The organism is Cobetia sp. 29-18-1, from assembly GCF_029846405.1.
Taxonomy (GTDB): domain Bacteria; phylum Pseudomonadota; class Gammaproteobacteria; order Pseudomonadales; family Halomonadaceae; genus Cobetia; species Cobetia amphilecti.
Window position 1 is genome coordinate 175,688 of sequence record NZ_JARWKS010000003.1, and the last position, 24,963, is coordinate 200,650.

Annotated in this window: 21 protein-coding genes; 14 read left to right on the plus strand and 7 right to left on the minus strand. The window is 61.4% G+C overall.

The window, feature by feature from the left end:
• Nucleotides 1-13 precede the first annotated feature (13 nt).
• The gene (locus QD208_RS03785; protein WP_167333712.1) at nucleotides 14-3,280 is read right to left on the minus strand and encodes an EAL domain-containing protein; all 3,267 of its coding nucleotides are present in this window, start codon (nucleotides 3,278-3,280) and stop codon (nucleotides 14-16) included.
• Nucleotides 3,281-3,492: 212 nt separating this feature from the next.
• On the opposite strand from QD208_RS03785, the gene QD208_RS03790 reads away from it, so the two are divergent.
• The 6 genes from QD208_RS03790 (at nucleotide 3,493) to QD208_RS03815 (ending at nucleotide 9,149) form a co-directional block, all read left to right on the plus strand.
• Nucleotides 3,493-4,014 carry a CidA/LrgA family protein gene (locus QD208_RS03790; RefSeq protein WP_052384830.1) on the plus strand — a complete coding sequence of 174 codons (522 nt, stop codon included), beginning with the start codon at nucleotides 3,493-3,495 and terminating at the stop codon, nucleotides 4,012-4,014.
• Nucleotides 4,011-4,739, plus strand: a complete 729-nt coding sequence (locus QD208_RS03795) for an LrgB family protein (RefSeq protein WP_043336043.1) — start codon at nucleotides 4,011-4,013, stop codon at nucleotides 4,737-4,739. Before QD208_RS03790 ends, QD208_RS03795 begins: the two co-directional genes overlap by 4 nt.
• Nucleotides 4,740-5,062: 323 nt before the next feature.
• Nucleotides 5,063-5,938 carry a hypothetical protein gene (locus QD208_RS03800; protein ID WP_279835739.1) on the plus strand — a complete coding sequence of 292 codons (876 nt, stop codon included), beginning with the start codon at nucleotides 5,063-5,065 and terminating at the stop codon, nucleotides 5,936-5,938.
• Between the two features lie 137 nt (nucleotides 5,939-6,075).
• Nucleotides 6,076-6,738 carry a response regulator gene (locus tag QD208_RS03805; protein ID WP_043336047.1) on the plus strand — a complete coding sequence of 221 codons (663 nt, stop codon included), beginning with the start codon at nucleotides 6,076-6,078 and terminating at the stop codon, nucleotides 6,736-6,738.
• Entirely contained in the window at nucleotides 6,735-8,153 is a 1,419-nt protein-coding gene (locus tag QD208_RS03810) for an ATP-binding protein (RefSeq protein WP_279835743.1), read from the plus strand. Before QD208_RS03805 ends, QD208_RS03810 begins: the two co-directional genes overlap by 4 nt.
• Nucleotides 8,154-8,375: 222 nt before the next feature.
• Nucleotides 8,376-9,149: a 3-hydroxybutyrate dehydrogenase gene (locus QD208_RS03815; RefSeq protein ID WP_043336055.1), complete on the plus strand. Its 774-nt coding sequence runs from the start codon at nucleotides 8,376-8,378 to the stop codon at nucleotides 9,147-9,149.
• Between the two features lie 153 nt (nucleotides 9,150-9,302).
• Here the strand turns inward: QD208_RS03815 and QD208_RS03820 are convergent, their stop codons facing one another.
• The 5 genes from QD208_RS03820 to QD208_RS03840 form a co-directional block, all read right to left on the minus strand.
• The gene (locus tag QD208_RS03820; protein WP_043336058.1) at nucleotides 9,303-9,839 is read right to left on the minus strand and encodes a response regulator transcription factor; all 537 of its coding nucleotides are present in this window, start codon (nucleotides 9,837-9,839) and stop codon (nucleotides 9,303-9,305) included.
• A gap of 32 nt (nucleotides 9,840-9,871) precedes the next feature.
• On the minus strand, nucleotides 9,872-11,143 hold the full coding sequence (locus QD208_RS03825) for an ATP-binding protein (protein WP_043336060.1): 1,272 nt from the start codon (nucleotides 11,141-11,143) through the stop codon (nucleotides 9,872-9,874).
• 183 nt (nucleotides 11,144-11,326) lie between these two features.
• Complete coding sequence (locus tag QD208_RS03830) at nucleotides 11,327-12,847, minus strand: DASH family cryptochrome (protein ID WP_279835745.1); 1,521 nt, start codon at nucleotides 12,845-12,847, stop codon at nucleotides 11,327-11,329.
• On the minus strand, nucleotides 12,834-13,001 hold the full coding sequence (locus tag QD208_RS03835; protein ID WP_084589600.1) for a DUF2256 domain-containing protein: 168 nt from the start codon (nucleotides 12,999-13,001) through the stop codon (nucleotides 12,834-12,836). The genes QD208_RS03830 and QD208_RS03835 overlap by 14 nt, the downstream gene beginning before the upstream one ends.
• A gap of 114 nt (nucleotides 13,002-13,115) precedes the next feature.
• Nucleotides 13,116-13,634: a MarR family winged helix-turn-helix transcriptional regulator gene (locus tag QD208_RS03840; protein ID WP_279835749.1), complete on the minus strand. Its 519-nt coding sequence runs from the start codon at nucleotides 13,632-13,634 to the stop codon at nucleotides 13,116-13,118.
• 246 nt (nucleotides 13,635-13,880) lie between these two features.
• On the opposite strand from QD208_RS03840, the gene hmgA reads away from it, so the two are divergent.
• The 3 genes from hmgA (at nucleotide 13,881) to maiA (ending at nucleotide 17,110) form a co-directional block, all read left to right on the plus strand.
• Nucleotides 13,881-15,218: a homogentisate 1,2-dioxygenase gene (gene hmgA / locus QD208_RS03845; protein ID WP_279835751.1), complete on the plus strand. Its 1,338-nt coding sequence runs from the start codon at nucleotides 13,881-13,883 to the stop codon at nucleotides 15,216-15,218.
• Between the two features lie 76 nt (nucleotides 15,219-15,294).
• Nucleotides 15,295-16,314, plus strand: a complete 1,020-nt coding sequence (locus tag QD208_RS03850) for a fumarylacetoacetate hydrolase family protein (protein WP_279835753.1) — start codon at nucleotides 15,295-15,297, stop codon at nucleotides 16,312-16,314.
• A 145-nt stretch (nucleotides 16,315-16,459) separates the two neighbouring features.
• On the plus strand, nucleotides 16,460-17,110 hold the full coding sequence (maiA, locus tag QD208_RS03855; protein WP_279835829.1) for a maleylacetoacetate isomerase: 651 nt from the start codon (nucleotides 16,460-16,462) through the stop codon (nucleotides 17,108-17,110).
• 91 nt (nucleotides 17,111-17,201) lie between these two features.
• On the opposite strand, the gene QD208_RS03860 is transcribed toward maiA, so the two are convergent.
• Complete coding sequence (locus QD208_RS03860) at nucleotides 17,202-17,954, minus strand: cation diffusion facilitator family transporter (RefSeq protein WP_279835757.1); 753 nt, start codon at nucleotides 17,952-17,954, stop codon at nucleotides 17,202-17,204.
• A 68-nt stretch (nucleotides 17,955-18,022) separates the two neighbouring features.
• Between QD208_RS03860 and QD208_RS03865 the strand changes: the two genes are divergently transcribed.
• From QD208_RS03865 to QD208_RS03885, 5 genes are all read left to right on the plus strand, one after another.
• Complete coding sequence (locus tag QD208_RS03865; protein WP_245163114.1) at nucleotides 18,023-18,493, plus strand: helix-turn-helix domain-containing protein; 471 nt, start codon at nucleotides 18,023-18,025, stop codon at nucleotides 18,491-18,493.
• Nucleotides 18,494-18,660: 167 nt separating this feature from the next.
• Entirely contained in the window at nucleotides 18,661-20,250 is a 1,590-nt protein-coding gene (locus tag QD208_RS03870) for a peptide chain release factor 3 (protein ID WP_043336093.1), read from the plus strand.
• 346 nt (nucleotides 20,251-20,596) lie between these two features.
• A complete protein-coding gene (gene mscL / locus QD208_RS03875; RefSeq protein ID WP_279835762.1) occupies nucleotides 20,597-21,079 on the plus strand; it encodes a large conductance mechanosensitive channel protein MscL in 483 nt (160 codons plus the stop codon).
• 139 nt (nucleotides 21,080-21,218) lie between these two features.
• Complete coding sequence (locus tag QD208_RS03880) at nucleotides 21,219-21,986, plus strand: TatD family hydrolase (protein WP_043336078.1); 768 nt, start codon at nucleotides 21,219-21,221, stop codon at nucleotides 21,984-21,986.
• 74 nt (nucleotides 21,987-22,060) lie between these two features.
• Nucleotides 22,061-24,904 (plus strand): EAL domain-containing protein, encoded by a 2,844-nt coding sequence (locus QD208_RS03885; RefSeq protein ID WP_279835765.1) that lies wholly within the window; start codon nucleotides 22,061-22,063, stop codon nucleotides 24,902-24,904.
• Nucleotides 24,905-24,963 lie beyond the last annotated feature (59 nt).

Consider the following 24,963-nt stretch of genomic DNA (forward strand, 5'->3'; position numbering starts at 1 on the left):
GCAAGCCCTTGTCTCAGTAAACTTTAGGAGAAGGCTCCACCACGCGAGTGTCATTGCCCCGTGAGATTGTGCTGGAGACTTTGCCTTCAGTATGCCCCTTGCCGTGGGCATCATCGGTATTGGGTAGTATGGCGATTGTCTCGAGTGGCTCCGGCATGCCAAGCGCGTAGCCCTGTACATAGTCGGCACCGATACTGGTGACGGAGGCGAGCACTTGTGCACTCCCCACGAATTCCGCCACGGTTTTCATGCCCATTTCACGTGCGACTTCGGCAATGGCGCGGGCGATGGAGTAGGAGACGCGGTTGGTGTCCATGTCGCGAATGAAGGCGCCATCGATCTTCAGGAAGTCGACGGGCAGGTTTTTCAGATAACCGAAGGACGAGACTCCACTCCCGAAGTCATCCAGCGCGAAGGAACAGCCGAGTGCGCCGAGTGCCTCGAAGAAGGCGCGAGCATCGCCCAGCCGCGTGATGGCGACGGATTCGGTGATCTCGAAACACAGCTTGTCACCCGGGATGCCACTGTCGCGGACCATCGTGACCAGCAGGTCGCGAAAGCTCGGGCTGCTGATGGAGTGTCCGGAGAGATTGAGTGACACCATGGTCAGTCGCTGGGCATGCGCAGGGTGCGCTGCCAGCCAGCTCAGGTATTGGCGGATGACATGTTCATCGATAGCGGCTGACAGGCCATAACGCTCCGCCGCAGGCAGGAAGGCGCCCGGCGCAATGATGGTGCCATCCCGGCCTTTCAAGCGCACCAGCACTTCGTAATGTAGATCGCAGTTAAGCTCGCAGTGCGGGCTCTCGCCTGGCTCTGCGTGGACGGCTTGTGCAGTGGCGAGGGTGCTGACAATCGGCTGTTGGTAGAGCACCAGGCGTTGTTCTTCGATGGCCGCGGTGATTTCTGTCAGCCAGTGCATTTCCTGCATGCGCCGTGCTACTTCATCACCGGATTCACTGTGCCGATGAATGCGGTTTCGCCCGGCATCCTTGGCTTCATAGCAGGCAGCATCGGCGGCACTCAGCAGCTGGTGCGGGTCGTTGTGGTTGCTGTCGATGCTCACGAGGCCAATGCTGGTACTGATGGTGAACAGCTTGTCTTCCCACATGAATCGGAAGTTGGTGACGGATTGGCGCAGCTCTTCAAGCAGCGCCTCGGCGGCATCCAGCGTCATGTTGGGCATCAGCAAGCCGAATTCGTCTCCTCCCAGGCGCGCAAGACGATCCTGTTTGTGCAATCCGGCGGCAATGACGTCGACCAGCTGGATCAATAGCGCATCGCCGGCAGAGTGGCCACATGTGTCATTGACGACCTTGAACTGGTCCAGATCGATGTAGGCGAGACAATGCAGCGCGCGGGTGGCACGCGCATCATCACAAAGTGTCGTCAGTTCACGTTTGAAGGCGCCGCGATTGAGCAATCCCGTCAGGCTGTCGTGGTTGGCCTCATGGGCCATGCGCTGCGACATGGTGTGATTGAGCGTATTGTCGATCAGCGCCAGCAGCGTATAGCCCTCCTGGTCTGGCGTCGCCTCAACCGCAGAAACACTGATTTCTGCATGTACCGAGTTTCCGGAGGCGTGGATGAAGCGGCATTGCTGGGTAAAGAAGTCCTTGCGCTGCTCGATCAGCGCCTGATGTTGCTGCAGGAAGCTTTCCAGGTCTTCCGGCTCGATCAGTTCGCGTATCACACTCTGGGACAAGGTGGCGGCGGTGTAGCCCAGGATGCTCTCGAGTCGTTGGTTGACGCGCAACAGCTGGCCACTGGTGCTCAGGTGCGCCATGCCGACAGCAGAGTGCTCGAAGGTGGCGCGGTAGCGTCGCTCGTTGGCCCGCAGGCGTTTCTGAGAGGCCTGTTGCTCGAATTCGGTCATGAGCTGTGAGACGTGATCCGCCACTGAGGACAGAAACGCCTGCTCATCATCTGCCCATTCGCGCGGGGCATTGCTTTCGGTACAGCAGATGACGGCCACCACCCGGCCTGCCACACGGATCGGGCTGTCGATGATGGCCTTCACGCTGCAGCGGAAGGTGCCATCAAACAGCAACTCCTGATTGGCCTTGGTCACATCGGACAACGCGATAGCACGCCCGGCATCCAGGGCTTCGAAATAGACCCGGTTCTGGGTCCGGGTAAGGCGAGTAGGGACTGTGCTATGCGTCGCATCGTGCGGCGGGGGGATCCACGCATCATGGACATGGGCGAGCGAAAGGCAGTCGTGGTCGGCATTCATGTACCAGAAGCTGACCTTGCGTATCTGCAGGCCCTTGGCGATTTGCTCACATAGCCACGGCAGCAGGCCATCCAGTTGCGTGCTGTCATCGTGGCGGGTGTTGCCAAGCTCGATCAAAGCCGCCTGCTGACGTTCATAGCGGCGCAGCTTGTCAGCCTGGGCATCCTTGGCCAGATGCTGCTGATGGATATCCAGTAATGAGCCAATGAAGCGGTAGGGCTCGCCGTTTCTGACCTCGAATTGAGCGCGTAGCTCAAACCAGCGATGGTCTCCCTGCTGAGTGCGAATCAGCAGCTCGCAATTGAAAGGCGTTCCGCTCAGTCGCTTGGCGTTGACCAAGGCCTTGAAGTCGTCACGCATGTCGGGTGCGACTCTCTCATGCAATGCTTCGAGTCCGGTGTCGAGTGTTCCGGCTTCATACCCCAACTGGTTTTCCAGGCGGGTAGAGATGGTCAGTCTCTCGTTGCCTGTTTTCCATTCGATGATGCCATCGGAAATGCTGCGCAATATCCAGCTGGCGCGCGATTGACTGTCTGCGAACTCTGCATTGAGGTAGCTTTGATTGACTTGGCGTTTCAGCGCCTCGGTCGCAAGGGTCGCGAGCTTGTCCAGCCGGATGAGGACGTCCGGGCTGGGCAACTGTTGACGCGGTGCAGTGTCCGCCAGGCTCATGCAGCCGATTATCTCGCCATTGTCTGCCTTGAGGGGCAAGCCGATGTAATAACGAATGCCGTCGGCAAGGACCGAACTGCAACCGGCGAATTCGGGTTGTCGACGGGCGTCACACGTGATGAGGGGACTGGCTTGCAGTACCGCCACGCCACACAGCGCATTGCTAATAAGGACGGACTCATGCGCGTTGTCATCCAGACTCAACCAGCGCTTGAGCTGCTCGCCGTCACGCAGGTTGATCATCCCCATAGGAGCGCCAGCCAGGTCCGCAGCCAGCTCAAGAATCATCAGGGCCTGATGATCCTCTTCATGCCGCAATGTCTTGATCCAATTGGGAATAACGGAAGTATCAAGCCCGAGAGAGTCTGGCATCGTGTCGCAGCCTTCCCTGTCTGTAACGGTGATGGGTGGTCGAGATCGCAGACTACCACAGTAGAGCGTTGCCAAACCGTTGTTAGCGTCTTGAACATTGAGGGCAGTAAGGACGTCAGGGCAGAGAGGGGCGGTCGTCAAGGATGGCTGTGACATAATTGTCAGTATGGCAGCCTGACGGGCTGACACGGTCAAGAGGAGTATGTAAGGAAATGGCGTTGATCAAGGGGTTCTGCATCCTTCTGCTTTGCCAGTTTCTCGGCGAGGTGACGGGGCGTGCGTTGTTGTTGCCGGTGCCAGGGCCAGTACTGGGAATGCTTTTCCTGCTGCTGGGGTTGATGTTGCGAGGGCGGCTGCGCAAACGGTTGTTGCCTGCCCCGGACAGAGAAGGGGAAGGAGTGCTGCGCGTTGACGAGAGTGCGGATCGAGACTTCGGTCAACGTCAGCTGGCCCGTGCCCTGCTGCGGGAACGCGTGCCGGCCAGTCTCAGGCTTGCCAGCAATGGCCTGCTCTCGCATCTGTCGCTGCTGTTCGTGCCTGCGGGCGTTGGCGTGATGGTCCATTTCGAGCTCATCGCACGCGATCTCACCGCCATCGCCATCACGCTGGTCGCGTCGATCGCGGTCACCCAGTTTGTCACGGCCTGGCTGTTGCAGCGTTTGATCGACCGAGGCTCTGCTACGCCGAGCGGGTCAGGGGGCAAGTCACCCAACGGCGATGAGGTGTCCTCATGAATCTGGCCCCGCTTGACGCCCTGTGGGTGTACCTGAGCGCTTCTCCGTTGCTGCATCTGCTACTGACGCTGGTGGCCTTTCTGCTGGCGACGGCGATCAATCGTCTGGCACGGGGCGCATCGCTGGCGCACCCGGTACTGGTCTCCATCGCGCTGATCATCGGGTTTCTGTGGCTGACGGACACCGACTATCCCACCTACTTTGAAGGGGCCCAGTTCATCCACTTCCTGCTCGGGCCGGCCACCGTCGCGCTGGCGGTGCCTCTGTTTGATCATCTCGACCGGGTCAAGCAAATGCTGTGGCCACTGCTGACGGCCTGTTGCGTCGGTATCGTCACTGCCGTGACCACTACCCTGGGTCTGGCGCTGGCGCTGGGGGCACAAACCCAGGTGGCCTTGAGCCTGGCACCCAAATCCGTCACATCGCCGATCGCGATGGGGATCGCCGAAAAACTGGGCGGTATCCCCTCGCTGACGGCAGGGCTGGTGCTGCTGACCGGTACCCTGGGCTGTGTGGTAGGCCCCGTTGTCATGCGACTGGCAGGGGCGCGAGACGATACCGTCAAGGGCTTCACCATGGGCTTGTCGGCGCATGGTATCGGTACCGCCTTCTGCTTCTCGTCGGTGAGCACGCTCGCAGGCGCCTTCGCTGGCATGTCGATGGGGCTGACCGGTCTGCTGACCGCCTTCATCGTGCCGCCTATCGTTGGGCTGTTCGGCTTCTGAGCATGAGGGGCGCATTCGCGGAGAGTCGAGCTCGAGCGAGCAAGCGGCGAGCAAGAAGCAGGAAGGCCAGTGCTATCGTGGCATCGTCTTGTGAGGGCTTAAGTTTGCGTTAAGCGCAGCCGTTCATGCTGGTGATCACTCCATGGTTCAGCTGAACGCTTGCGTGTTGGCCATGGTAATCGCCAGCACGTTTGTGGAGATGTCACCTCGTTGCCACATGTCTGTCAGTGAGCTGATCGATCATGCTCCTTCGCAGGTCCACAAGGTGTGGCATCCACTCGCGCCTCTGTGTCTGGTAATGCCTCGACCCAAGGAAAGCCCTCATGTTCACTTCTCTTGCACGCACAGTTCTTGAACGCACTGGTCTTGCCCACACCGCTGCAAAGCTCAAGCCCGTTGGCCTTGCCGGGCATCGTGTACTGGTCGAGGCGCCGATGGCCTCCAGCTGTCGAGAGCTCTGTTGGCAGCTGGCGGCAGCAGGGGCTGTATTGATTCTGGTCGAGCGAGAGGGGGATGACCTTGCCTTGCTGTGCAGGGTATTGCCCACCCCGAGTGGCCAGCAACATCGCCGCCTCTCACTGACGCACGCAGATGTGAGGGGTGAAGCGCTATGCACGCAGCTGCGCAACATCCCGACTTCGGAGCGCCCCGATACCTTGCTGAGCCTGCCGGGCGATGGCCGCTGGCATCTGGAGAGTGGCCGCGCCTGGCATGTGCTCGAGCATGGGGGTTGGCCGGCCGAGGTGCGCACCAAGGTTCTGGAGTGTCTTGAGCTTCATGGCTCGGCGGATAGCCGACGCCCGCTGCTGGAGCTGATCGTGCAGGCAGACGGCGACTTTTTCGTTCCGCTGGCGACAGCGAAACACTCACGTATCCGTTTGCATACTCCGGCGCTGATCACCGGTGAAGAGGACCCTCTGTTGATGCGCCTAGCGCGTCATCAGGGCAATCATCCTGTCAGTGTGGCGCGTCAGGCGCGCGAGCTGATCTTCCGACTGCGTCTGGCGCGAGCCGGGCACCCGCTCGCGTATGGCTGGTTGATGGCGGGTGAGGCGTTGCGGCGTGTCATCGGAGGGCCGCGCCGCATGCTGGAGCGAGGCGCGCTCGGGCTGCGTGAGCAGAGGATGCTGCTGACGGCGCGTCTGGCCAGGTGGCGCCATGCTCGACACCCGGGGCGTCGCGCACGCAGCGGTGTGTGATGGCTGGCTGATCTACCGACACCGGCGATGTGCTATCCCGAGGTTTGCTTCCAACGTCCGTCACCTTTCGGTGGCGGACGTCTTGTCTCATGTCCTGATATGACATGGCAGAATCAGAACGATTTCAAGGAGTCCAGATGCGAGTTCTGCTCGTCGAAGATGATCCGTTGTTGGGGGAGGGGGTCAACCATACCCTGCGCCGCGAAGGCATGAGCACTGAATGGTTGAAGGAGGGCGCTAACGTTGCCGCCACGCTCAAGCATTCGCCCTTTGATGTGCTTGTGCTGGACCTTGGCCTGCCGGATCTCGACGGTCTGCAGGTCTTGAGTCACTTGCGCCGTCAGGGCCAGACGTTGCCGGTATTGATCCTGACGGCACGTGATGACATCAGCGACCGGGTACGTGGTCTGGACGGCGGCGCGGACGACTATCTGGTCAAGCCGTTCGACATTGCCGAGCTGGTGGCGCGTCTGCGTGCGTTGGTCAGGCGCCATGCCGGGCAGGCCAGCGGTTGCCTGCAGCTGGGGCCGTTGCGCATTGATCAAGCTGGCCGCATTGTCACGCTCTCCGGTAGTGAGGTCGCGCTGGGACGGCGCGAGTTTGATCTGCTGGAGTTCCTGCTGCTGCACCCCAGCCGTGTCTTCAGCCGAGATCAGCTCGTCGAGCAGCTCTATGGCTGGGATGGCGATGTCGAGAGCAATGTCATCGAGGTACATGTGCACCATCTGCGCCGCAAGTTCGGCACCGGGGTGGTCAAGACCGTGCGCGGCGTGGGCTATCGGCTGGGGGAACTCACGTGAAATCCATCCGCAGTTTCCTGCGGCGCAACCTGATTGGTGGCGTCGTGATCGTGCTGGGGACGGCCGCTGCCTGGAGTTACTTCGACTCCCGCGAGCAGATTGATGAGCTGTTCGACGCTGAGCTGGCCCAGAATGCACGCATGCTGGGGCGGCTCTATCAGTCTCAATTGGCGTCGTTGACACCGGTCGCGCGTCAGGAAACGTTGCAGCAGATGACATCTGGCCAGTTCAGCCTGCGTCCGCCCTCCTTGAGCTTTGCCGATGGTCACGAGAAATCCCCGCTGGGGCATGTCTATGAAGACAAACTGATCTTCCAGATGTGGGATGCCCTGGGCCAGCCGTTGCTTGGCCTCTCTTCACGCTCCGTGGCGCTCGATTACCTGCCGGTGCCTGGCTATGGCATGCAGCATGACAATCACCATGACTGGTTCACCTTCACGCTGTATTTCCCCGAGAGTGGCATCTGGGTCACGGCGGCCCAGCGTGAAGATGTGCGCGATGAACTGACCGGCCAGATTGCGTTGCACAACGTGCTGGCGCTGGTGGTCGGGTTGCTCGTGATCGCCTTGCTGATCGGTGTGGCGGTCTCGCGGGGTTTTCGTCCCGTATTGCGCATCAGTCATCAGATCACGGCCCGTCAACCCGGGTACCTTGAGCCGCTGGATGCCAGCGAGGCACCTGACGAGATACGCGGCATGGTGGATGCCCTCAATGGGCTGCTGGCGCGCCTGGCGGACACCCTCGACAAGGAGCGGCGCTTCACGGCCAATGCCGCTCATGAATTGCGGACTCCCCTAGCGGGCATCAAGGTGCATGCCCAGAATCTGGAGGCCGATGCCAGGGATGAGGCCTCGCGGCGCTCGGCACGCATGATCGTGGATGGCGTCAATCGCATGACGCGGGTAGTGGAGCAGCTGTTGACCCTGTCACGACTGGAAAGCGGGGCAGAGGCACCGCGTCGTCCGGTCGATCTCGCCCAGCTGACCAATGAGCTGGCGCGGGACCTGGGCCCCATGGCACGCCAGCGAGGCATCAAGCTGCATATCGAGGTTGCACCCGGCGCGCAGCTGGTCAGTCACGAAAACGGCCTCTACGTGCTGCTGCGCAATCTGCTCGACAATGCGCTGCGCTATACGCCAGAAGGCGGAGAGGTGCGTCTGGATATCCGCCGCGACGACGATGGATGGCGTCTGGAAGTGGCCGATACGGGCCCCGGAATCCCGCTGCGTGAACGCGAGCGCGTCTTTGAGCGCTTCGTGCGTCTGGCCGGCCAGAAGACTCAAGGCTCGGGGCTGGGCCTTTCCATCGTGCGCGAGCTCGCTGAACGTCTAGGCGCAGAGCTTGCGCTGAAGGAGAGTCCCTTGGGAACGCCGCAGGCCCCGGGGCTGCTGGTGCAGGTTCGCTTCCCGTCATAGCCGGCCCACTTCTCGTCGTGAATAGCGCCTGGCGGCCGGGTTGCGTCAGCGGATGCAACGATTGCGTCGAATGCATCATGCGGCTGTGATACTGCTGGCGCTCGATAATGCCAGTGGGGAGTGCAACTCGGCGATGGTCGGGTGGCAAAGACGGCTAGATTAGCGCTATCTTCATTATATGTTGCAGAGCAGCATGACATTCCCCTCTGTCAGGAGATTCGCATGAGTGAACAACAGTCTTCCCCTGTCCGCGTTGCACTGGTGACCGGCACCGCCAGTGGTATCGGCGCCGCCATCATGCAAGCGATGTGCGATGCCGGGCATCAGGTGCTGGCGGTCGATTTCAGTGATGAGGGGGCAGAGGTCGCCGACAAGGCCGGGGCTGCCTTCTTCAAGGCCGACCTGACGGATGCCGAGCAGTGTCGCGCGGCGGTGGAAGAAGCCGTATCCCGTTTCGGACGCCTCGATATCTTGGTCAACAATGCCGGTATTCAGCATGTCGAGCGCATCAAGGACTTCCCCGAAGCCAAGTGGAATCAGATCATCGCCTTGATGCTGAGTGCGCCGTTCACGCTGATCCAGGCAGCCTGGCCGCATATGGAGAAGAATGGATATGGGCGCATTGTCAACATGGCATCCATCCATGCGCACGTCGCGTCACCGGGCAAGGCGGCCTACGTCAGCGCCAAGCATGGCCTGATGGGCCTGACCAAGACCGCTGCGCTCGAGGGTGGGGAAAGTGGGATCACCGTTAATGCCATCTGCCCGGCCTACGTGCGCACGCCGCTGGTCGACAAGCAGATTGCCGAGCAGGCCAAGCTCAATGACATGCCCGAGGATGAAGTGATCGAGAAGATCATGCTCAAGGGCGCGGCGATCAAGCACATGATCGATCCCTCCGAAGTTGCAGACATGGCGGTGTGGCTGGCGTCCGACAAGGCAGGCTCAGTGACTGGCTCCAGCTTCAACATGGACCTGGGGTGGACGGCGCAATAACAGCGTACCCTTGAGCAACGGCTCATTCCAGACAGTGCAGAGACACGAAGCCCTCACCATCGATTCGCGCTTGCGAGCGAGGATGGTGAGGGCTTTTGCCTGGCCGGCAGCAAAGTGTCGCCTGGGGGTGCAGACTACGGCAGTGCCGCTATCTCAGCGCTTGACCGGACGCTTCTGCAGCTTGCGTTGCAGGGTGCGGCGGTGCATGCCCAAAGCGCGGGCGGTGGAGGAGATGTTGCCGTCGTGCTCGTTGAGCACCTTCTGGATGTGCTCCCATGTCAGGCGGTTGACCGACGGCGGATTGTCGGAGATCTCGGCGGCAGGATCGCCGCCTTCGCGGTTGAAGGCGTTGAGGATCTCGTCGGCATCGGCGGGTTTGCACAGGTAATTGACCGCGCCAAGCTTGATGGCTTCCACCGCGGTGGCGATGCTGGAATAACCGGTCAGCACCACGATACGCGTGTCTGGCAGCAGGGCGATCAGCTCGGGCAGCAGCTTGAGGCCGGAACTCTGCTCCAGCTTCAGATCCAGCGTGATCAGCTCCGGGCGGTGGCTGCGTGCCACGCTGAGTGCCTGGGCTTCATCACGGGCCACTTCCACTTCATAGCCGCGACGCGTCATGGCGCGCGCCGTGACCTGGCAGAAGAATTCATCATCGTCGATGATCAGCAGTCGGGTTGCATCGCTCATCAGGGTTCTCGCTTGGGCGGTCTTTGCCGCCATCATGTCAGATGAAGGGGGAGGCGCACTTCCGTCAAGGTGCCGCCATCTTCGTGGTTATACAGACTCACGCCGCCACCGAACCGGTTGATGGTGGCATGCGTGAGGAACAGGCCGATGCCCATGCCTTTGGATTTGGTGGAGATGAAGGTCTCACCGAGCTGATCCGCCACCGCCATGGGCACACCATCGCCATGATCGCGGATGTCGATCAGCACTTCCTGATCGCGTTGCTCCAGGGTGATCTCGATATCATCCGGGCAGGCGTCGGCGGCATTGTTGAGCAGGTTCATCAGCGCCTGCTCGAGCGTGGTATCCACCAGCATGAATGCCTGTTCAGCGCCGGGCGTCACCTCGACGCTATGCTGCACATCCGGGCGCACCACCAGCCAGCGCTGAACGATTTCCTCCAGCCACTGGGCAGCATTGATGGGTTGAGGCTGCTCCATGCGGCGGCGGTCGGCTGCGGCCACCATCGCCTGCAGACGTTGCTTGCAGGTGTCGACCTGACTGCGCAGCAGGGCAAGATCATCCTCCAGCTGAGGGTCATTCCTGTCCTTGGCATCCTCGCGCATCTCGCTCAACAGTACCGCCATGGTGGAGAGCGGGGTGCCCAGCTCATGCGCGGTGCCAGCGGCCTGGCTGGCCACCGCCAATACCTGCTCGCTGCGCAGGGCGGCCTCACGCGTGGTGGACAGCGCCTGATCTCGGGTGCGCAGGGCATGGGCCATCTTGTAGATGAAGTAGGTCACCAGCGACGCCGACAGGCCGAAGTTCAGCCACATGCCGATGACATGCAGGCTGATACGTCCGCCCAGTTCATAGGTCGCCAGCTGCGGCACCGGCTCATAGAACACCATGAGGAAGCTGTAACAACCCATGCCGACCGCGGCAATCACCCAGGCATAACGCCACGGGAGCGTTGCGGCCGCCATGGTCACCGGCACCAGGTAATAGGGCACGAAGGGGTTGGTGGAGCCACCGGTATGGAAGAACAACATCGTCAGACCGGCGATATCCACCAGTAGGTGAATCAGGTTCTCGGTATCGGTGACAGGATGTGATTGCCCGAGGCGCCACCAGGTCGCGACATTGACCAGCCCCATCGCGATAATGATCGAGATGACGGGCAGCACATTGAGCTGAAAGCCGATAATCTCGATCCCGAAGATGATCAGGATGAGAAAGCCGGTCCAGGTGATGCCGCGCGCGATGGTCAAACGAATGAGATTGCGGTGCGGCGTGGACAGTGGTGGCGGTAGCGGCTGATTCATGACGACTCCTGCGAGGAATGCGGCCATGATAGTGAATAAGGCTCATAAAGTGCAGCCCTGACGGCCAGTTAGCGCCAAGGCGCTATGGAATATCCCTTCGTTGCTTCCTCTGCGTTGTGCCCGCTTTGTGGCTTTCTCTTCGTGGTTCATAGGTTGTCAGCCTCGCTCGAAGGAGCCACTCAGCTAGGGCGTCACGCGTGTCGGAGTGATGTCGGCCAGATGGGCCTCCCAACCCTCGACATGCGTGAGAGGCCGGCGGGGGTAGTGACCCGCTGATCCGTTGCGTTCAGCGCTGCTTGACCAGGCGAGCCAGGGTGCATGGCGCTGCATGCCGGAGGGCAGTGTCGCAAGCTCCGGTATCCAGCGGCTGACGTAATGACCGAGAGGGTCATGTTGGCGTGCCTGCTTCATCATGTTGAAGTGCCGATCTCCACGCGGATCACGTCCGATACCCGCCAGATAGCGCCAGTTACCCCAGTTGGAAGCAATGTCGTAATCCAGTAGCTGATGTTCGAACCAGGCCGCTCCTTGGCGCCAGTCCACGCCAAGGTCCTTGACCAGAAAGCTCGCCACGTTCTGGCGCATGCGGTTGCTCAGCCAGCCGGTAGCCGCTAGTTCGCGCATGCCGGCATCGACCCATGGCACCCCGGTCCTTCCGATCTGCCAGCGTTCAATCGCTTCCGACGCCGGCTCATGGCTGCGCGGCTGAGCCGCGTCGTGGCTTTGGGAGTCGCTCGTGAAGGTCTGTCTGCCCAGACGCCGTGCATCCCAGTGGAAGTATTCGCGCCATAACAGCTCGACGCGGACCCAGTCGCTGTCCTTGAAAGCTGCCTGCGTATGCTCGCAGTGTTCGGGCAGCGTGGTTTGAAAGCGGTGCAGTGCGTCCAGTATTCGTCGCGGCGACAGACAGCCCAATGCCAGCCACACGGAGAAGCGGGTCGAGAAATCCGCCCCGCTGAGGCGATTGCGGGTGGTCTTGTACTGGCCGGCGAAGGCTGGGCTCAGGTAATCCTGCAGGCGCTGCAGGCCGGCGGGCTCTCCTGGGGCAAAGGTGTATTCGCCGCGGGAGTCGGCCTGCCAGTGGCGTGCCTCGAGCAGTTGCCTAGCCGTGCCCTGAAAGCCACGAGGGGCGGCCTCTGGCCAACCGGGGAGCCGGGATGGCGCTTGTAGCGGGGCGGGTATGTCGTGGAGGCTCGGGCGGGCCTTCTCCAGCTTGCGTCGGAAGGCACTGAAGCTTTCGGGGAGTGCGGCGAGTGGTTCCGGCAGCTCGTCTTCGTCCAGCAACAAACCACTGTTCAATTGCCGCAAGCGACACTGGCTTGCCACCGCGCGTTGCTGGCGTTGTTCCAGCACGCCCGTGGCGCGGCGCGTGATGACGCCCCGGCAGCCATATTGCCTTGCCAGCTGCGGAATCAGTCGTGCTGCGTCGCCGTGGAGGATCAGCAGATCACTGCCCAGCGCCTTAAGTCGCGTGCGCAGCGATTCCAGACTCCCGAGCAGGGCGTGTTGCCGTCCCGTGCTGAGCGGCTGCAGGTGTGGCTCCCCGGGGCTGACGCTGCCGAATGGCTGGAAGGCCGTCGCCGCCACCACATGCACGACCAGCAGGTGCGAGGCTCGCTCCTCAAGTGCGGCTTGCCACAACGGGTTGTCATCCAGGCGCAGGTCCTCGCTCAACCATACCAGCCAGGGATCAGTGGACGTCATCGCGTGCCTCCCGTGCCAGCTGGCGCGCGTTGCGACGACAGCGCTGGCTGCAATGACGTACGTCGTCCCAACAGTCCTGCCACTTCTTGCGCCAGGTGAAGGGGCGCTGGCAGGTCTGACATAGCTTGCTGGGCAGGTGCGGTTTGCGATGCATGCTGGCAAGGCTCCTTAAAAGCATTACACAACCTATACCATAATTGTACATCGCGCGAAATGGCGGTCAGGAAATCCTCTGTCGTTCTGTTGACGAGTGCCGTGCATGCCTGCCTCAGTCGCTGCCCGGCAGTTGATCCAGTTGTCGCTCGAGGGTCTGCATGGTGAGCAGCAGATCACGGTATTGGCGTGCATTGACGGCGCCGAGCAGTTCATCCTCAAAACGCCGCGCTTCGGGAATCAGTTCGTCGAGCATGGCCTCACCCTCGGCGGTGAGGGCGAGCAACTGCGCACGCTGGTCCTGCTCGCTCGGGCGACGAAGGATCAGTTCGCGGCTTTCCAATGATTTGACGGCGCGCGAGACGCGCACCTTGTCCATGTGGGTGCGCAGGCTGATTTCCCGCGCGGTCATCGGTACGCCACGGCTCAACCAGGCCAGCAGACGCCACTCGGCGACGTTGATGGCGAAGCGCTCGCCATAGCGGGCGAACATCGCCTCACTGGTGCGCTCAGCCAGTCGGTTGAGGCGATAGGGCAGGAACTGGTCAAGATCCAGCTCGCAGCGGGGCCGGTCCTGTGAGGCTTCACCATCAAGGGCATCGCGCGCTTCGGGAGTGTCATCAGTGCGTTGCATCGTGAGTTACCTGACTCGGTGAGAGGGCTGGCCAGCGTTATCACATCAGTGCATGGCGGTCGGATCAGGTTACCGATGTTACCACTTCCGACAGCGAGCAAGACAAAAGTCGAGCATTTGAGCGATTGCCAAGTTATGAATCTGGCTATATGGTTTCATATGTAACTAATCGGGCAATGGCGGTATGTCGTGCCGTGGATGCCCTTGGCCATCAGGAGCCGTGAGCCCACAAGGAGATGAATCGTCATGCGCGAGCGCAACGCTGAGTGTCATTATCATGCCGGTTTTCGAAACCATGTCTCCAGCGAGGCGTTGCCTGGCGCCTTACCGCAGGGCCAGAACTCTCCCCAGCGTTGCCCCTATGGCCTGTACGCGGAGCAGTTGAGCGGCTCGGCCTTCACCGCGCCGCGTAGCCACAATCTGCGCAGCTGGCTTTACCGCATTCGGCCCTCGGTGGTGCAGGGCGCATATCAGCCTATGGAGTTGCCGCAGGTCGCTACCGCACCGCTGGCCGAGAGAAAGCCGGATCCCAACCCGATGCGCTGGGACCCCGTCGCGTTCTGCGCCGGCGATTTTCTGGAAGGTCTGATCACACTGGCGGTCAATGGGGATGCCCAGGCACAGCAGGGCTGTGCCACGCATCTCTACGCCTTCTCTTGCGGCATGCAGCAGCGCTTTTTCTACAATGCCGATGGCGAATTGCTGATCGTGCCACAACAGGGTGCCATCGAGGTACGTAGCGAGCTGGGCCTGCTGGAAGTCGCCAGCGGCGAGATCGTCGTGATCCCGCGTGGTATCAAGTTCCAGCTCAATCCCCTGGCGGGACACGCGGAGGGCTGTCGAGGCTACGTGGCCGAGAATTATGGCGCGCCTCTCGAGTTACCTTCTCTGGGGCCCATCGGCAGCAATGGACTGGCCAATCCGCGTGACTTCCTCGCGCCATCGGCACGTTTCGAGGATGAAGCCGGTGACTTCACGCTGGTGGCCAAGTTCGGCGGGCGTTTCTGGCGCGCGAGCCTGGATCATTCACCGCTGGATGTCGTGGCCTGGCACGGCAACTACGCGCCCTACAAATATGATCTGGCGACCTTCAATACGATCAATACGGTCAGCTTCGATCATCCTGACCCCTCGATCTTCACCGTGCTGACATCACCGTCAGACACCGCCGGAGTCGCCAATCTCGACTTCGTGATCTTTCCACCACGCTGGATGGTCGCCGAGAACACCTTCCGACCGCCATATTTCCATCGCAACCTGATGAGCGAGTTGATGGGGCTGATCCATGGTGAGTATGACGCCAAGCGCGAAGGCTTTCGTCCGGGCGGTGCGAGTCTGCACAACGCCATGACCCCGCATGGCCCTGACGCTGCCACCTTCGAGGCCGCCAGTCAGGCAGAGCTCGCCCCCCGCTATCAAGGCAATACGCTCGCCTTCATGTTCGAGAGTCGCTATCTGTTCCAGCCTACCCCGCAGGCCCTGTCGTCGAGCGCTCGTCAGCGCGACTACGGCTCGGTCTGGCAGGGGCTCGCGTCTCACTTCACTCCTCAAATCACCCCTTCATTCACCCCGCATCAGCGATGACACCTGGCAGTCCTTCGTCATCCGAGCCCAGGCAATTCCTGCATTCTCGCTCACGTTGCTCTTAAAGGAGGCACCCATGAAATTCGCTACCTACCAGGACGGTTCCCGCGATGGAACACTGCTGCTGGTCTCCCGTGACCTGACCCGCGCCGTCAAGGTCGCGGATGTCGCCGCGACGCTGCAGGCGCTGCTGGAAGACTGGACGTCACTGGCGCCCAGGCTCGAGCAACGCTACGCGGCGCTCAATGATGGCACGTTGACGGACGCCTTTGCCCTGGAAAGCCAAGCGCTGCATTCCCCGTTGCCGCGCAGTTATCAGTGGGCAGACGGCTCGGCGTATCTGAACCATGTCCAGCTGGTGCGTCAGGCGCGTGGCGCCGAGATGCCCGAGACCTTCTGGCACGACCCGCTGATGTATCAGGGCGGCAGCGACAGCTTCCTGGCCCCCAGCGCCGATATCGTGTGCGTCAGTGAGGAGCATGGCATCGATTTCGAAGGCGAGATCGCCGTCATCACCGATGATGTGCCGATGCACGTCAGTCCGGAGCAGGCCGAGGACCACATCCGCCTGTTGATGCTGGTCAATGACGTCAGTCTGCGTGGGCTGATCCCCGGCGAGCTGGCCAAGGGCTTCGGCTTCTTCCAGGCCAAGCCATCGTCAAGCTTCACGCCCATCGCCGTGACGCCGGATGAGTTGGGAGATGCCTGGCAGCAGGGGCGCGTGCATTTGCCGCTGAGCGTGCATCTCAATGGTGAGAAGTTCGGTGAGCCAGAGTCTGGGCCAGACATGATCTTCAGTTTCCCGCAGCTGGTGGCGCATGCCGCCGAGACTCGCCCCTTGGGGGCCGGCGCGATCATCGGCTCAGGCACTGTGTCCAATCCCGGCAAGGATGGCGGCCCCGGCAAGCCGATCAGCGAAGGGGGCGTGGGCTACAGCTGTCTGGCCGAAGTGCGCATGGTCGAGAAGATCCTGTTCGATGAGGTTCGCACGCCTTTCATGCGCTTCGGTGATCGCATCCGCATCGAAATGTTCGATCGCGATGGTCAGAGCATCTTCGGCGCCATTGATCAGCAGGTCACGCAGTTGGACGCCTGATGGCGGCTTAGAGAGGCAGAGCTTCTCAGAGACACGTCTCGGGAAGACGTCGTGTGCCGGTAAGCCTCAAGCCAACTGGGTGCGAGGTAGTGCGAAGGGGCGGCCGGCATTCAACCGCGTCATAGAGGAGTGCAGCATGAGTTCAATGAGCCTGTATGGCTATTACCGTTCATCTACCAGCTATCGGGTAAGAATCGCGCTGGCGCTCAAGGGGATTGAGGTCGCCCAGGTGCCGGTCAATCTTCTCAAGGGCGAACAGCGCAGCGAGGACTATCTGGCCATCAACCCCCAGGGACTGGTGCCGACCCTGATGGTGGGAGAGACACCAACACCTGTGGCCTTGAGCCAGTCGCTCGCGATCATGGAGTATCTGGAGGAGCGCTGGCCCACTCCGGCGTTGTTGCCCTCAGCGCCGGAAGCGCGTGCGAAGGTGCGCTCACTGTGCCAGTTCATGGCCTGTGAGATGCATCCGCTCAACAATCCGCGCGTGCTCAATTATCTGACCGATCGGCTTGAGATCACCCAGCAGCAGCGCCTTGAATGGTATCGACACTGGATCGCCGAGGGCTTCGCGCGTCTGGAAGTGATGCTGGCGGCAAGTGCAGGGCGTTTCTGCCATGGCGATAGCCCGGGCTTGGCGGATGCCTGCCTGATGCCCCAGCTCTACAATGCGCGGCGCTTCGAGTGTGAACTCAAGGACTATCCGAGAATTCTGGCCATCGAGGCGGCCTGTCAGTCACTGGAAGCCTTCCAACAGGCCCATCCCGAGCATCAGCCAGATTGTCCGGCGACCTGATCATTTTCGGAACCCCGGCACGAAAGCGCCCCGTCGGCATTGACGGGGCGCTTTCGTGTTGCTGGTAGTCATTGGTCAGGGAAGTCGTGCTTCAACGACAGCACTTGCTGGAGCCGCTGCCGCTGGCGTGTGCGGGCTCGATCACCCCGGTAGCCGTGGATGGGACGCAACAACTGCGGCTGGCGCAGGATGATGCCGGAGCGTTAGGAGCTTGCGCGCTTTGCGTTTGCTTGGCCTCGCGCAGCTCAACTCGCGCATCGCGAATCACCTGCCAGGCGGATTGCAGGAAGAGTGCGGCAATCGCCGCCCCCAGCAGCACATCCGGCCAGCGGGAACCTGTCCAGCCGACCAGTAGCGCGGCGCCGAAGACCGAGGCATTGGCGATGATGTCATTGCGTGAACATAGCCAGGTGGAGCGCATGTTCAAATCATCCGACTTGAAACGCCACAGCAGGCCGAAGCAGACCAGATTGACGGTCAGCGCCAGCAGGGCGAAGGCTCCCATTCCGTGTGCGGCAGGGGCGACTCCATGGAGAGCCTGATAACCCGCCTCGCCAAGGACGATCACGCCCAGCGCCAGCATCATGATGCCTTTTACCAGCGCGCTCAACGCACGTTCACGCACGCTGCGATGCAGGACATAGAGGGTCAGCGCGTAGACGCTGGCATCGCCGAACATGTCGAGGGAATCCCCGAGCAGCGCAGTGGAGCCCAGCCACCAGGCCGCGGTGAATTCGATGAAGAACATGCTGGCATTCAATGCCAGCAGAATCTTGAGCACCTTGCCCTGAGAGGCTCTGAGCTCTGCCAGCTCGCCGGATTTGCCTTCGCAACAGCTTTTCATAAGGGGTCTTGGCCTCCTGTCGTATTGCTGACAGCATGGAGGTTATAGTCACTATAAGGTAAAGCCTCATGACACAAGGATTCGAGCTCGAGCCGGAGACAGCAGCGCAAGACCCGCAAAGCTCAAGAGCTGTTACAGGGGTGATGAGCATCGGCCAGCTGGCCAAGGCCTCAGACGTTCAGGCGGTGACGATCCGCTACTACGAGAAGCAGGGTCTGTTGGCCCCACAGCGGCGTGCGGCCAACGGCTATCGCGAATATGGTAATGCACAGCTGCGCCGGTTGACCTTTATCCGCCGTTGTCGGCGTCTGGGGTTCTCGCTGGATGATATCCGCGCCTTGCTGGGACTGGCGGATCAGCAGGCCTTGCCGTGCGATCAGATCGACGCGCGTATCGAGGCGCAGCTGGCCGAGGTACGCAAGCGCCAGCGCGATCTCGCCGTCATGGAGGAGGAGTTGCAGCGCCTGACGCACTGCTGTGCCGGCGGGGTAGTGGCGCAGTGCCGTATCGTCGAGACACTGTCCGAGGTCGAGGAGTAAGGCCCTGGCATTTTCGCGCGCGCAAGGATGACTGAAGGCCGCTGATCGCGCTCGCCTCTGTTGCCGCGCCGCGCCAGCCGCTACAATGCGCGCCATTCGTCTTGTTCTGCTATTCACCCAACAGTGCGCGCGGCGTGCCTCACGTCGGGCCGGATGCCTTTCAGCTCATGTCAGATTCCCAGATTGCCAAGGCGGCGGATGTGCGCCGTACATTCGCCATCATCTCTCACCCGGATGCCGGTAAGACCACCATCACCGAGAAGCTGCTGCTATTCGGGAATGCCATCCAAATGGCCGGCTCGGTCAAGAGCAAGCGGGCCGATCGCCACGCGACCTCTGACTGGATGAAAATGGAGCAGGAGCGTGGCATCTCCGTGACCACCTCCGTGATGCAGTTCCCCTACAAGGACCGCATGGTCAACCTGCTGGATACCCCCGGGCACGAGGACTTCTCCGAAGATACCTACCGGACGCTGACCGCCGTCGATTCGGCACTGATGGTCATCGATGGCGCCAAGGGTGTCGAGGACCGCACCATCAAGCTGATGGAAGTCTGCCGCCTGCGCACCACGCCGATCCTGACCTTCGTCAACAAGATGGACCGCGAGACGCGTGACCCCATCGAGGTGATGGACGAAGTCGAGACGGTGCTCAACATCCAGTGCGCGCCGATGACCTGGCCGATCGGCGTCGGCAAGGGCTTCAAGGGCGTCTATCATCTGGTCAATGATGAGATCCATCTCTACAAGCAGGGCCAGGGCAACCGCATTCCCGATGACGTGCGCATCAAGGGCCTCGACAGCCCCGAAGCCATCGAAGTGCTGGGTGAGGACCTGATCGAAGAGCTGAGCATGGAAGTCGAGCTGGTGCGCGGCGCCTCTCACGAGTTCGATCTCGAGGCCTATCGTCGCGGTGAGCTGACGCCGGTCTACTTCGGTACCGCCATGGGCAACTTCGGCGTGCGCGAGATGCTCGACGGCTTCGTCGAATATGCCCCGCCGCCCCAGCCGCGTGATACCGATACCCGCGAAGTCACGGCCCACGATGAGCGCTTCACCGGCTTTGTGTTCAAGATCCAAGCCAACATGGACCCGAAACACCGTGACCGTGTCGCCTTCCTGCGTGTCTGCTCCGGCAAGTACGAGAAGAACATGAAGATGCGCCACGTGCGCATCAACAAGGATGTCAAGATCCCTGACGCCCTGACCTTCATGGCGGCGGACCGCTCCCACGTGGAAGAGGCCTGGCCGGGCGACATCATCGGCTTGCACAACCACGGCACCATCCAGATCGGGGACACCTTCACCATCGGTGAGGACATGCGCTTCACCGGCATTCCGCACTTCGCGCCGGAACTGTTCAAGCGCGTGCGCCTGAAGGACCCGCTGAAGATGAAGGCGCTGCAGAAAGGTCTGCAGCAGCTCTCCGAAGAGGGCGCGACCCAGGTCTTCCAGCCGTTCGACAACAACGATCTGATCGTCGGTGCCGTCGGTACGCTGCAGTTTGACGTGGTCGCTCATCGCCTGAAGGAAGAGTACAAGGTCGAGTGCATCTATGAAGCGATCAACGTGCAGACCGCGCGCTGGATCTACTGCGATGACACCAAGATGCTGGAAGACTTCAAGCGCAAGGCCAGTGCCAACCTGGCCTATGACGGCGGCGGCTGGCTGACCTACATCGCGCCGACCCGCGTCAACCTTCAGCTAACCCAGGAACGCTGGCCGGACATCACCTTCCGCGCGACCCGTGAGCACTGAGACAGTTGCCACAACGGAGTTGCCACAACGGCGATGTAGTTATGGCGCTGCCATGGCGAGACTGTCGATCACGGTTTGAAGAACGCCACCCCTCGGGGTGGCGTTTTTTGTGTCCAGATATGCGTGTAACCCTACGTTTACACAGCCAACCCATGGCGCGGCATCAGCACGGCATAATGTTCGGGTCATGTTGTCTTGCTGGCATCCGTGTGATGAAGCTTGCTGGGGCGAAGGTCGGTAGGGCGCAGACAATGACAACAACAATGGCGTGGAATGTGTCTCAGTGCGGGCCATGCATGATGCGTGGCAATTCACCGGATGGTTAGCGAGTGACAGGAGATGACAGATGTCCGGATTTATGCAGGAATTTCGTGATTTTGCCGTCAAGGGTAACGTCGTCGACATGGCCGTCGGCATCATCATCGGCGGGGCATTCACACTAATCGTCAAGAGTCTGGTGGGGGACATGCTCAACCCGCTGATCGGGCTGCTGATCGGGGGGGTAGATTTCTCGAATTTCTTCATCGTGCTCAAGGAAGGCGCTCAGGCTGCCCCCTATGCCAGCCTGGATGCCGCGAAGGAAGCGGGAGCCGTGACGCTGAATTATGGCTTGTTCATCAATGCCATCATCAGTTTCGCGCTGGTGGCGCTGGCGGTCTTCGTGTTGATCCGCCAGATCAACAAGCTCAAGAAGGAAGCCGAGGAAGCTCCGGAAGAGGTCACCGACAAGGATTGCCCGTATTGCCTTTCCAAGGTGCCGCTGGCGGCGACCCGTTGTGGTCATTGCACCTCCGAGCTGGTGCCGGCAGCGCCGGTGGAGGCGGCCTAGGCCATCTGCGCCAGTCACGACGACTGACAAGCAATATCGACACTCGTCCACAAGGGACCGGCCACCAGGCCGGTCCCTTCGTTTGTCTGACACACGCTGATATAGCACGATGGCTGTACGACCATCCCCGGGAGATTCCATGCTGATCGACAGCCATTGCCATCTGGATTTCGCTGACTTCACGCCGGATCGTGAGGCGGTCATCGCGCGTGCCGAGCAGGAAGACGTCTCGGCCTTCGTGGTGCCCGCCACCACGGTGGCAAGCTTCCCGGCAGTGCTGGCGCTGGCGGGTTCATCGGCGCGTATGTTCGGTGCCCTGGGGTTGCATCCCTATTTTCTGTCCGAGCATGGCGATGACGCGCTGGCGTCGCTTCATCAGGCTCTCGACCAGCATGCTGGCAAGATCGTCGCGTTGGGAGAATGTGGCTTCGATACGCGATTGGCCGATCATGACGCCCAATGGCAGCTGTTCGAGTCCCAGCTGAGCATGGCACGCGAATTCTCCTTGCCTGTCATCGTGCACTGCGTGCGCGCCAATGACGAAGTCGCCAAGCGTATCAAGCAGGCACGACTCACCCGTGGCGGCATCATCCACGCCTTCGCGGGTAGTCAGGTGCAGGCGGAGCGCTTTCTCGAGCTTGGCTTCGTGCTGGGGCTGGGCGGCAGCGTGACCTACCCACGTGCCAACAAGCTGCGCGGAGTGGTGGCGTCACTGCCAGACGATGGCTTCGTGCTGGAAACCGATAGCCCCGACATGCCGCTGTGCGGGTTTCAGGGCCAGCGCAATGAGCCATCGCGAGTGGCGAAGGTCGCGGACGTGGTGGCGGAACTCCGTTCGAGCAGTCGCCACGATATCGCGTTATCCACCACGACGAATGTGCAGCGTATTCTTCAACTGAACGTCTGATCTAGACTGACCTCAAAGGCTAGGCGACAGCCTGCCGACCCGGTTTAGGAGGTCACCTCATCATCGGTAAATCAATGCCAGATTCTTCAGCTTCGCGTTCTGCCTCTCGTGTGCCGGCACACGAGTCTTCTGCTGACTTCGCGCACGCCTCTCTGCCTGCTGGTCCCCACTATCGGATGTATCTGCTGCCGCTACTGTTGCTGGCGGCATTGCTGGCCACCGGCTGGTTGACGGCCAGCCAGATTACGCAATCCCGCGAGGCGGATCGTGAGTCCGACAGGCAGCGGCTGGCCTTGTGGGTCAAGAGTGAACAGCGCCTGCTCGAGGGACAATTGCAGGAAAACGGCTACTGGGAAGAAGCCGTGACCAGGTTTCTGCGCGAGCCCGAGCTCGACACGACCTGGCTCGAGTCCATGTATGGCCCCGAGTTCGCCATCAATACTGGCATACATCTGATATCTGCGGTGCGTGGCGATGGGCAGGTGACAGCCTGGGTGCAGCATAACGCAGGGTCGCCGGGGGCCGACTGGTTGGGCAAGGAGCCGGTGAGCTGGCGACGTGCGCTCGCCCCCGTCATGCAGGCTGCCCGCCAGTCACCGACACAACCTCAGCTGGCCTGGTTGATCGTCGACAATCAGCCATGGCTGATCGGTATTCAGGGGCTCTACGAGGATGAGGAGGCCTTGCCATCGCGAGACGAGCTGGGGCTGTTGATTCTGGGCATGCCGCTCACGACAGATTTACTGGACGAGCAGGCGGCCGTGCTGGGCTTGAAGGGCCTGCATGTGGTCAGCAACGCCATGCCACAGCCCATCGCGACGCAGCAGGTCTGCGTGGCTTTGCCGGCAACTGGCCGTGTTGATCGCTACCACCATGCCAAGGCCTGCTGGCAGGATGAGAATCGCGTCGCTCAGCTTGTGTATGAGATGGGCGCTCCGCTGGCGGTGCTGCTGTTGATCATTGTGCTGGCGGGCATGGGCACCATTGGCATGTTGGTGCGCGACAGTCGGCGCCGCAGGGCGAGTCGGGCCTATGGCGCCTATCTCGAGCATCAAAACCAGCGCCACAACACTCTCAACCAGCAATTTCTGAGCGTCCCCTACGAAACCCACGCGCCGCAGAATGCGCGTGCGTCTCTAACCCGATACCTGCAGCGCGTGCGCGAGATGCTGGGGGCGGAGATCATCATCTATCGGCGTGAGGTGGGAAATCCCAATGCCGGCTACCTGATTCTGCAGAGTCACGATGAGCGTGAGTGGTTGAGTGAAGCATCGTTGCGGCGTGATCCTCTATGGCGCCTGCCGGTAGGGCGCGTTTGCGTGTCAGCCGGTGATGGCTCGCGGCGCGATGGCGATGGGAGCGTCGAGAAGAATGCCGATGAGCAGGAGGATCGCGCGCTGCTGCTGTGTCAGCGACTGGGCGCCAGCCAGCTGATGGGCTATTCGGTCTCGCCGCATCCCGGGCGCAGCGAGTTGCTGCTGGTGGCCAGTCGTGGCCATCGACTCAACGCCACCGAGATGATGCCGTTGCTGGACATGACTCTCGATACGCTGGTGGTACGAGGACTGGAGCAGGAGCGCGTGCTGCTCCAGCACCAGTTGCTCGAGGAGCGCGAGACGGATCTCGATACCGGTCTGCTCAGCCGAGAGGGCATGCTGCGCCTGATCAAGGTGCGGATTGACCAGCTGGGCGAGGTCGCGCCGATGGAGGGCTTCGTGCTGATGGCGCTGCGGATCGGTGGCTTGCAGGTGCTCTACGATCATGCCGGCGCCGAGCCGGGCAATCACCAGCTGGAGCAGATCCAGAAGCGTATCGCTCCCTTGCTGGGCAATTCCGGCGATGTGGCGCGCCTCGAGACCGACAGGTTATTGATCATGGTCCAGCGCCGACTGCTGGAAGCGACGCGTGGTGGTATCAGCGGCTGGTTGGACAACCTGCTGAACGCCGTGCGCGACAAGGTCACGCTCAATGATGAGGTGATCTATCTGCAGCCGAGCCTGGGCATCACGCGCTATCCCGAGGATGGCCATCAGGTGGATGCGCTGGTCTATCGCGCCGAGCGTGCCTTGCACGATACCCAGCAATGCCAACGCGAGTGGCATTTCTTCGATGAGGAGACGGAGCGTGAGTTGCGTCGTCTCAAGCAACTGGAGGCCGAGTTCACCGTCGCGCTGCGCGAGAATCAGCTCAGGCTCTTCGTGCAGCCGATCGTCGATGGGCGTACCGGCCGCTTGCAGCTGTCGGAGGCATTGATTCGCTGGCAGCACCCCGAGCATGGCTTGATGGGCTCGGCGGATTTCATGGCGATCGTCGAATCCGCACGCCTGGATGTCGCGCTGGGGCGCTGGGTGCTCAAGGAGAGCATCGCTACCCTGATGCGCGTCCACGAAAGCGGTCATGAGCTGCATCTGAGCGTCAACGTGACCGTGCGCCACATGATGGACAAGCGCTTCCTGTCAGACCTGGAAATGTTGTTCCGACATCCGGAGCTATGTGAGCGCCTGACGCTTGAACTGGTCGAAAGCCAGCTGCCGGATGACATCCAGGCCCTGGCCGTGCTGTTCCAGACCATCCGGGCTCACGGCGTGGCATTGGCATTGGATGACTTCGGCACCGGCTACTCCTCGTTGTCACAGCTTCAGCGGTTGCCGTTCGACAAGCTCAAGATCGATCGACAGTTCGTGACGGCGCTGGGCTCCAGCAAGGGGCAGGCCATGATCGAAGCGATGCTGGGGCTGGCGGAGGCCTTCCATCTTGCGGTGGTGGCCGAGGGCATCGAGACGCCAGAGCAGCGAGCCGAATTGCTCGCGCATGGTTGCTCGCTGCATCAGGGCTATCTCTATGCACGACCGATGCCGGTGCAGGAGCTGATCGAGCACCTGATCGCAGGGGATGGCTGGCTGCCGGAAGGGCTGTGAGCCCCGGTAGGTGCATCAGGTCTGCAATCCGTGAAAGACGAAAGCCCCGCACGTTGGCA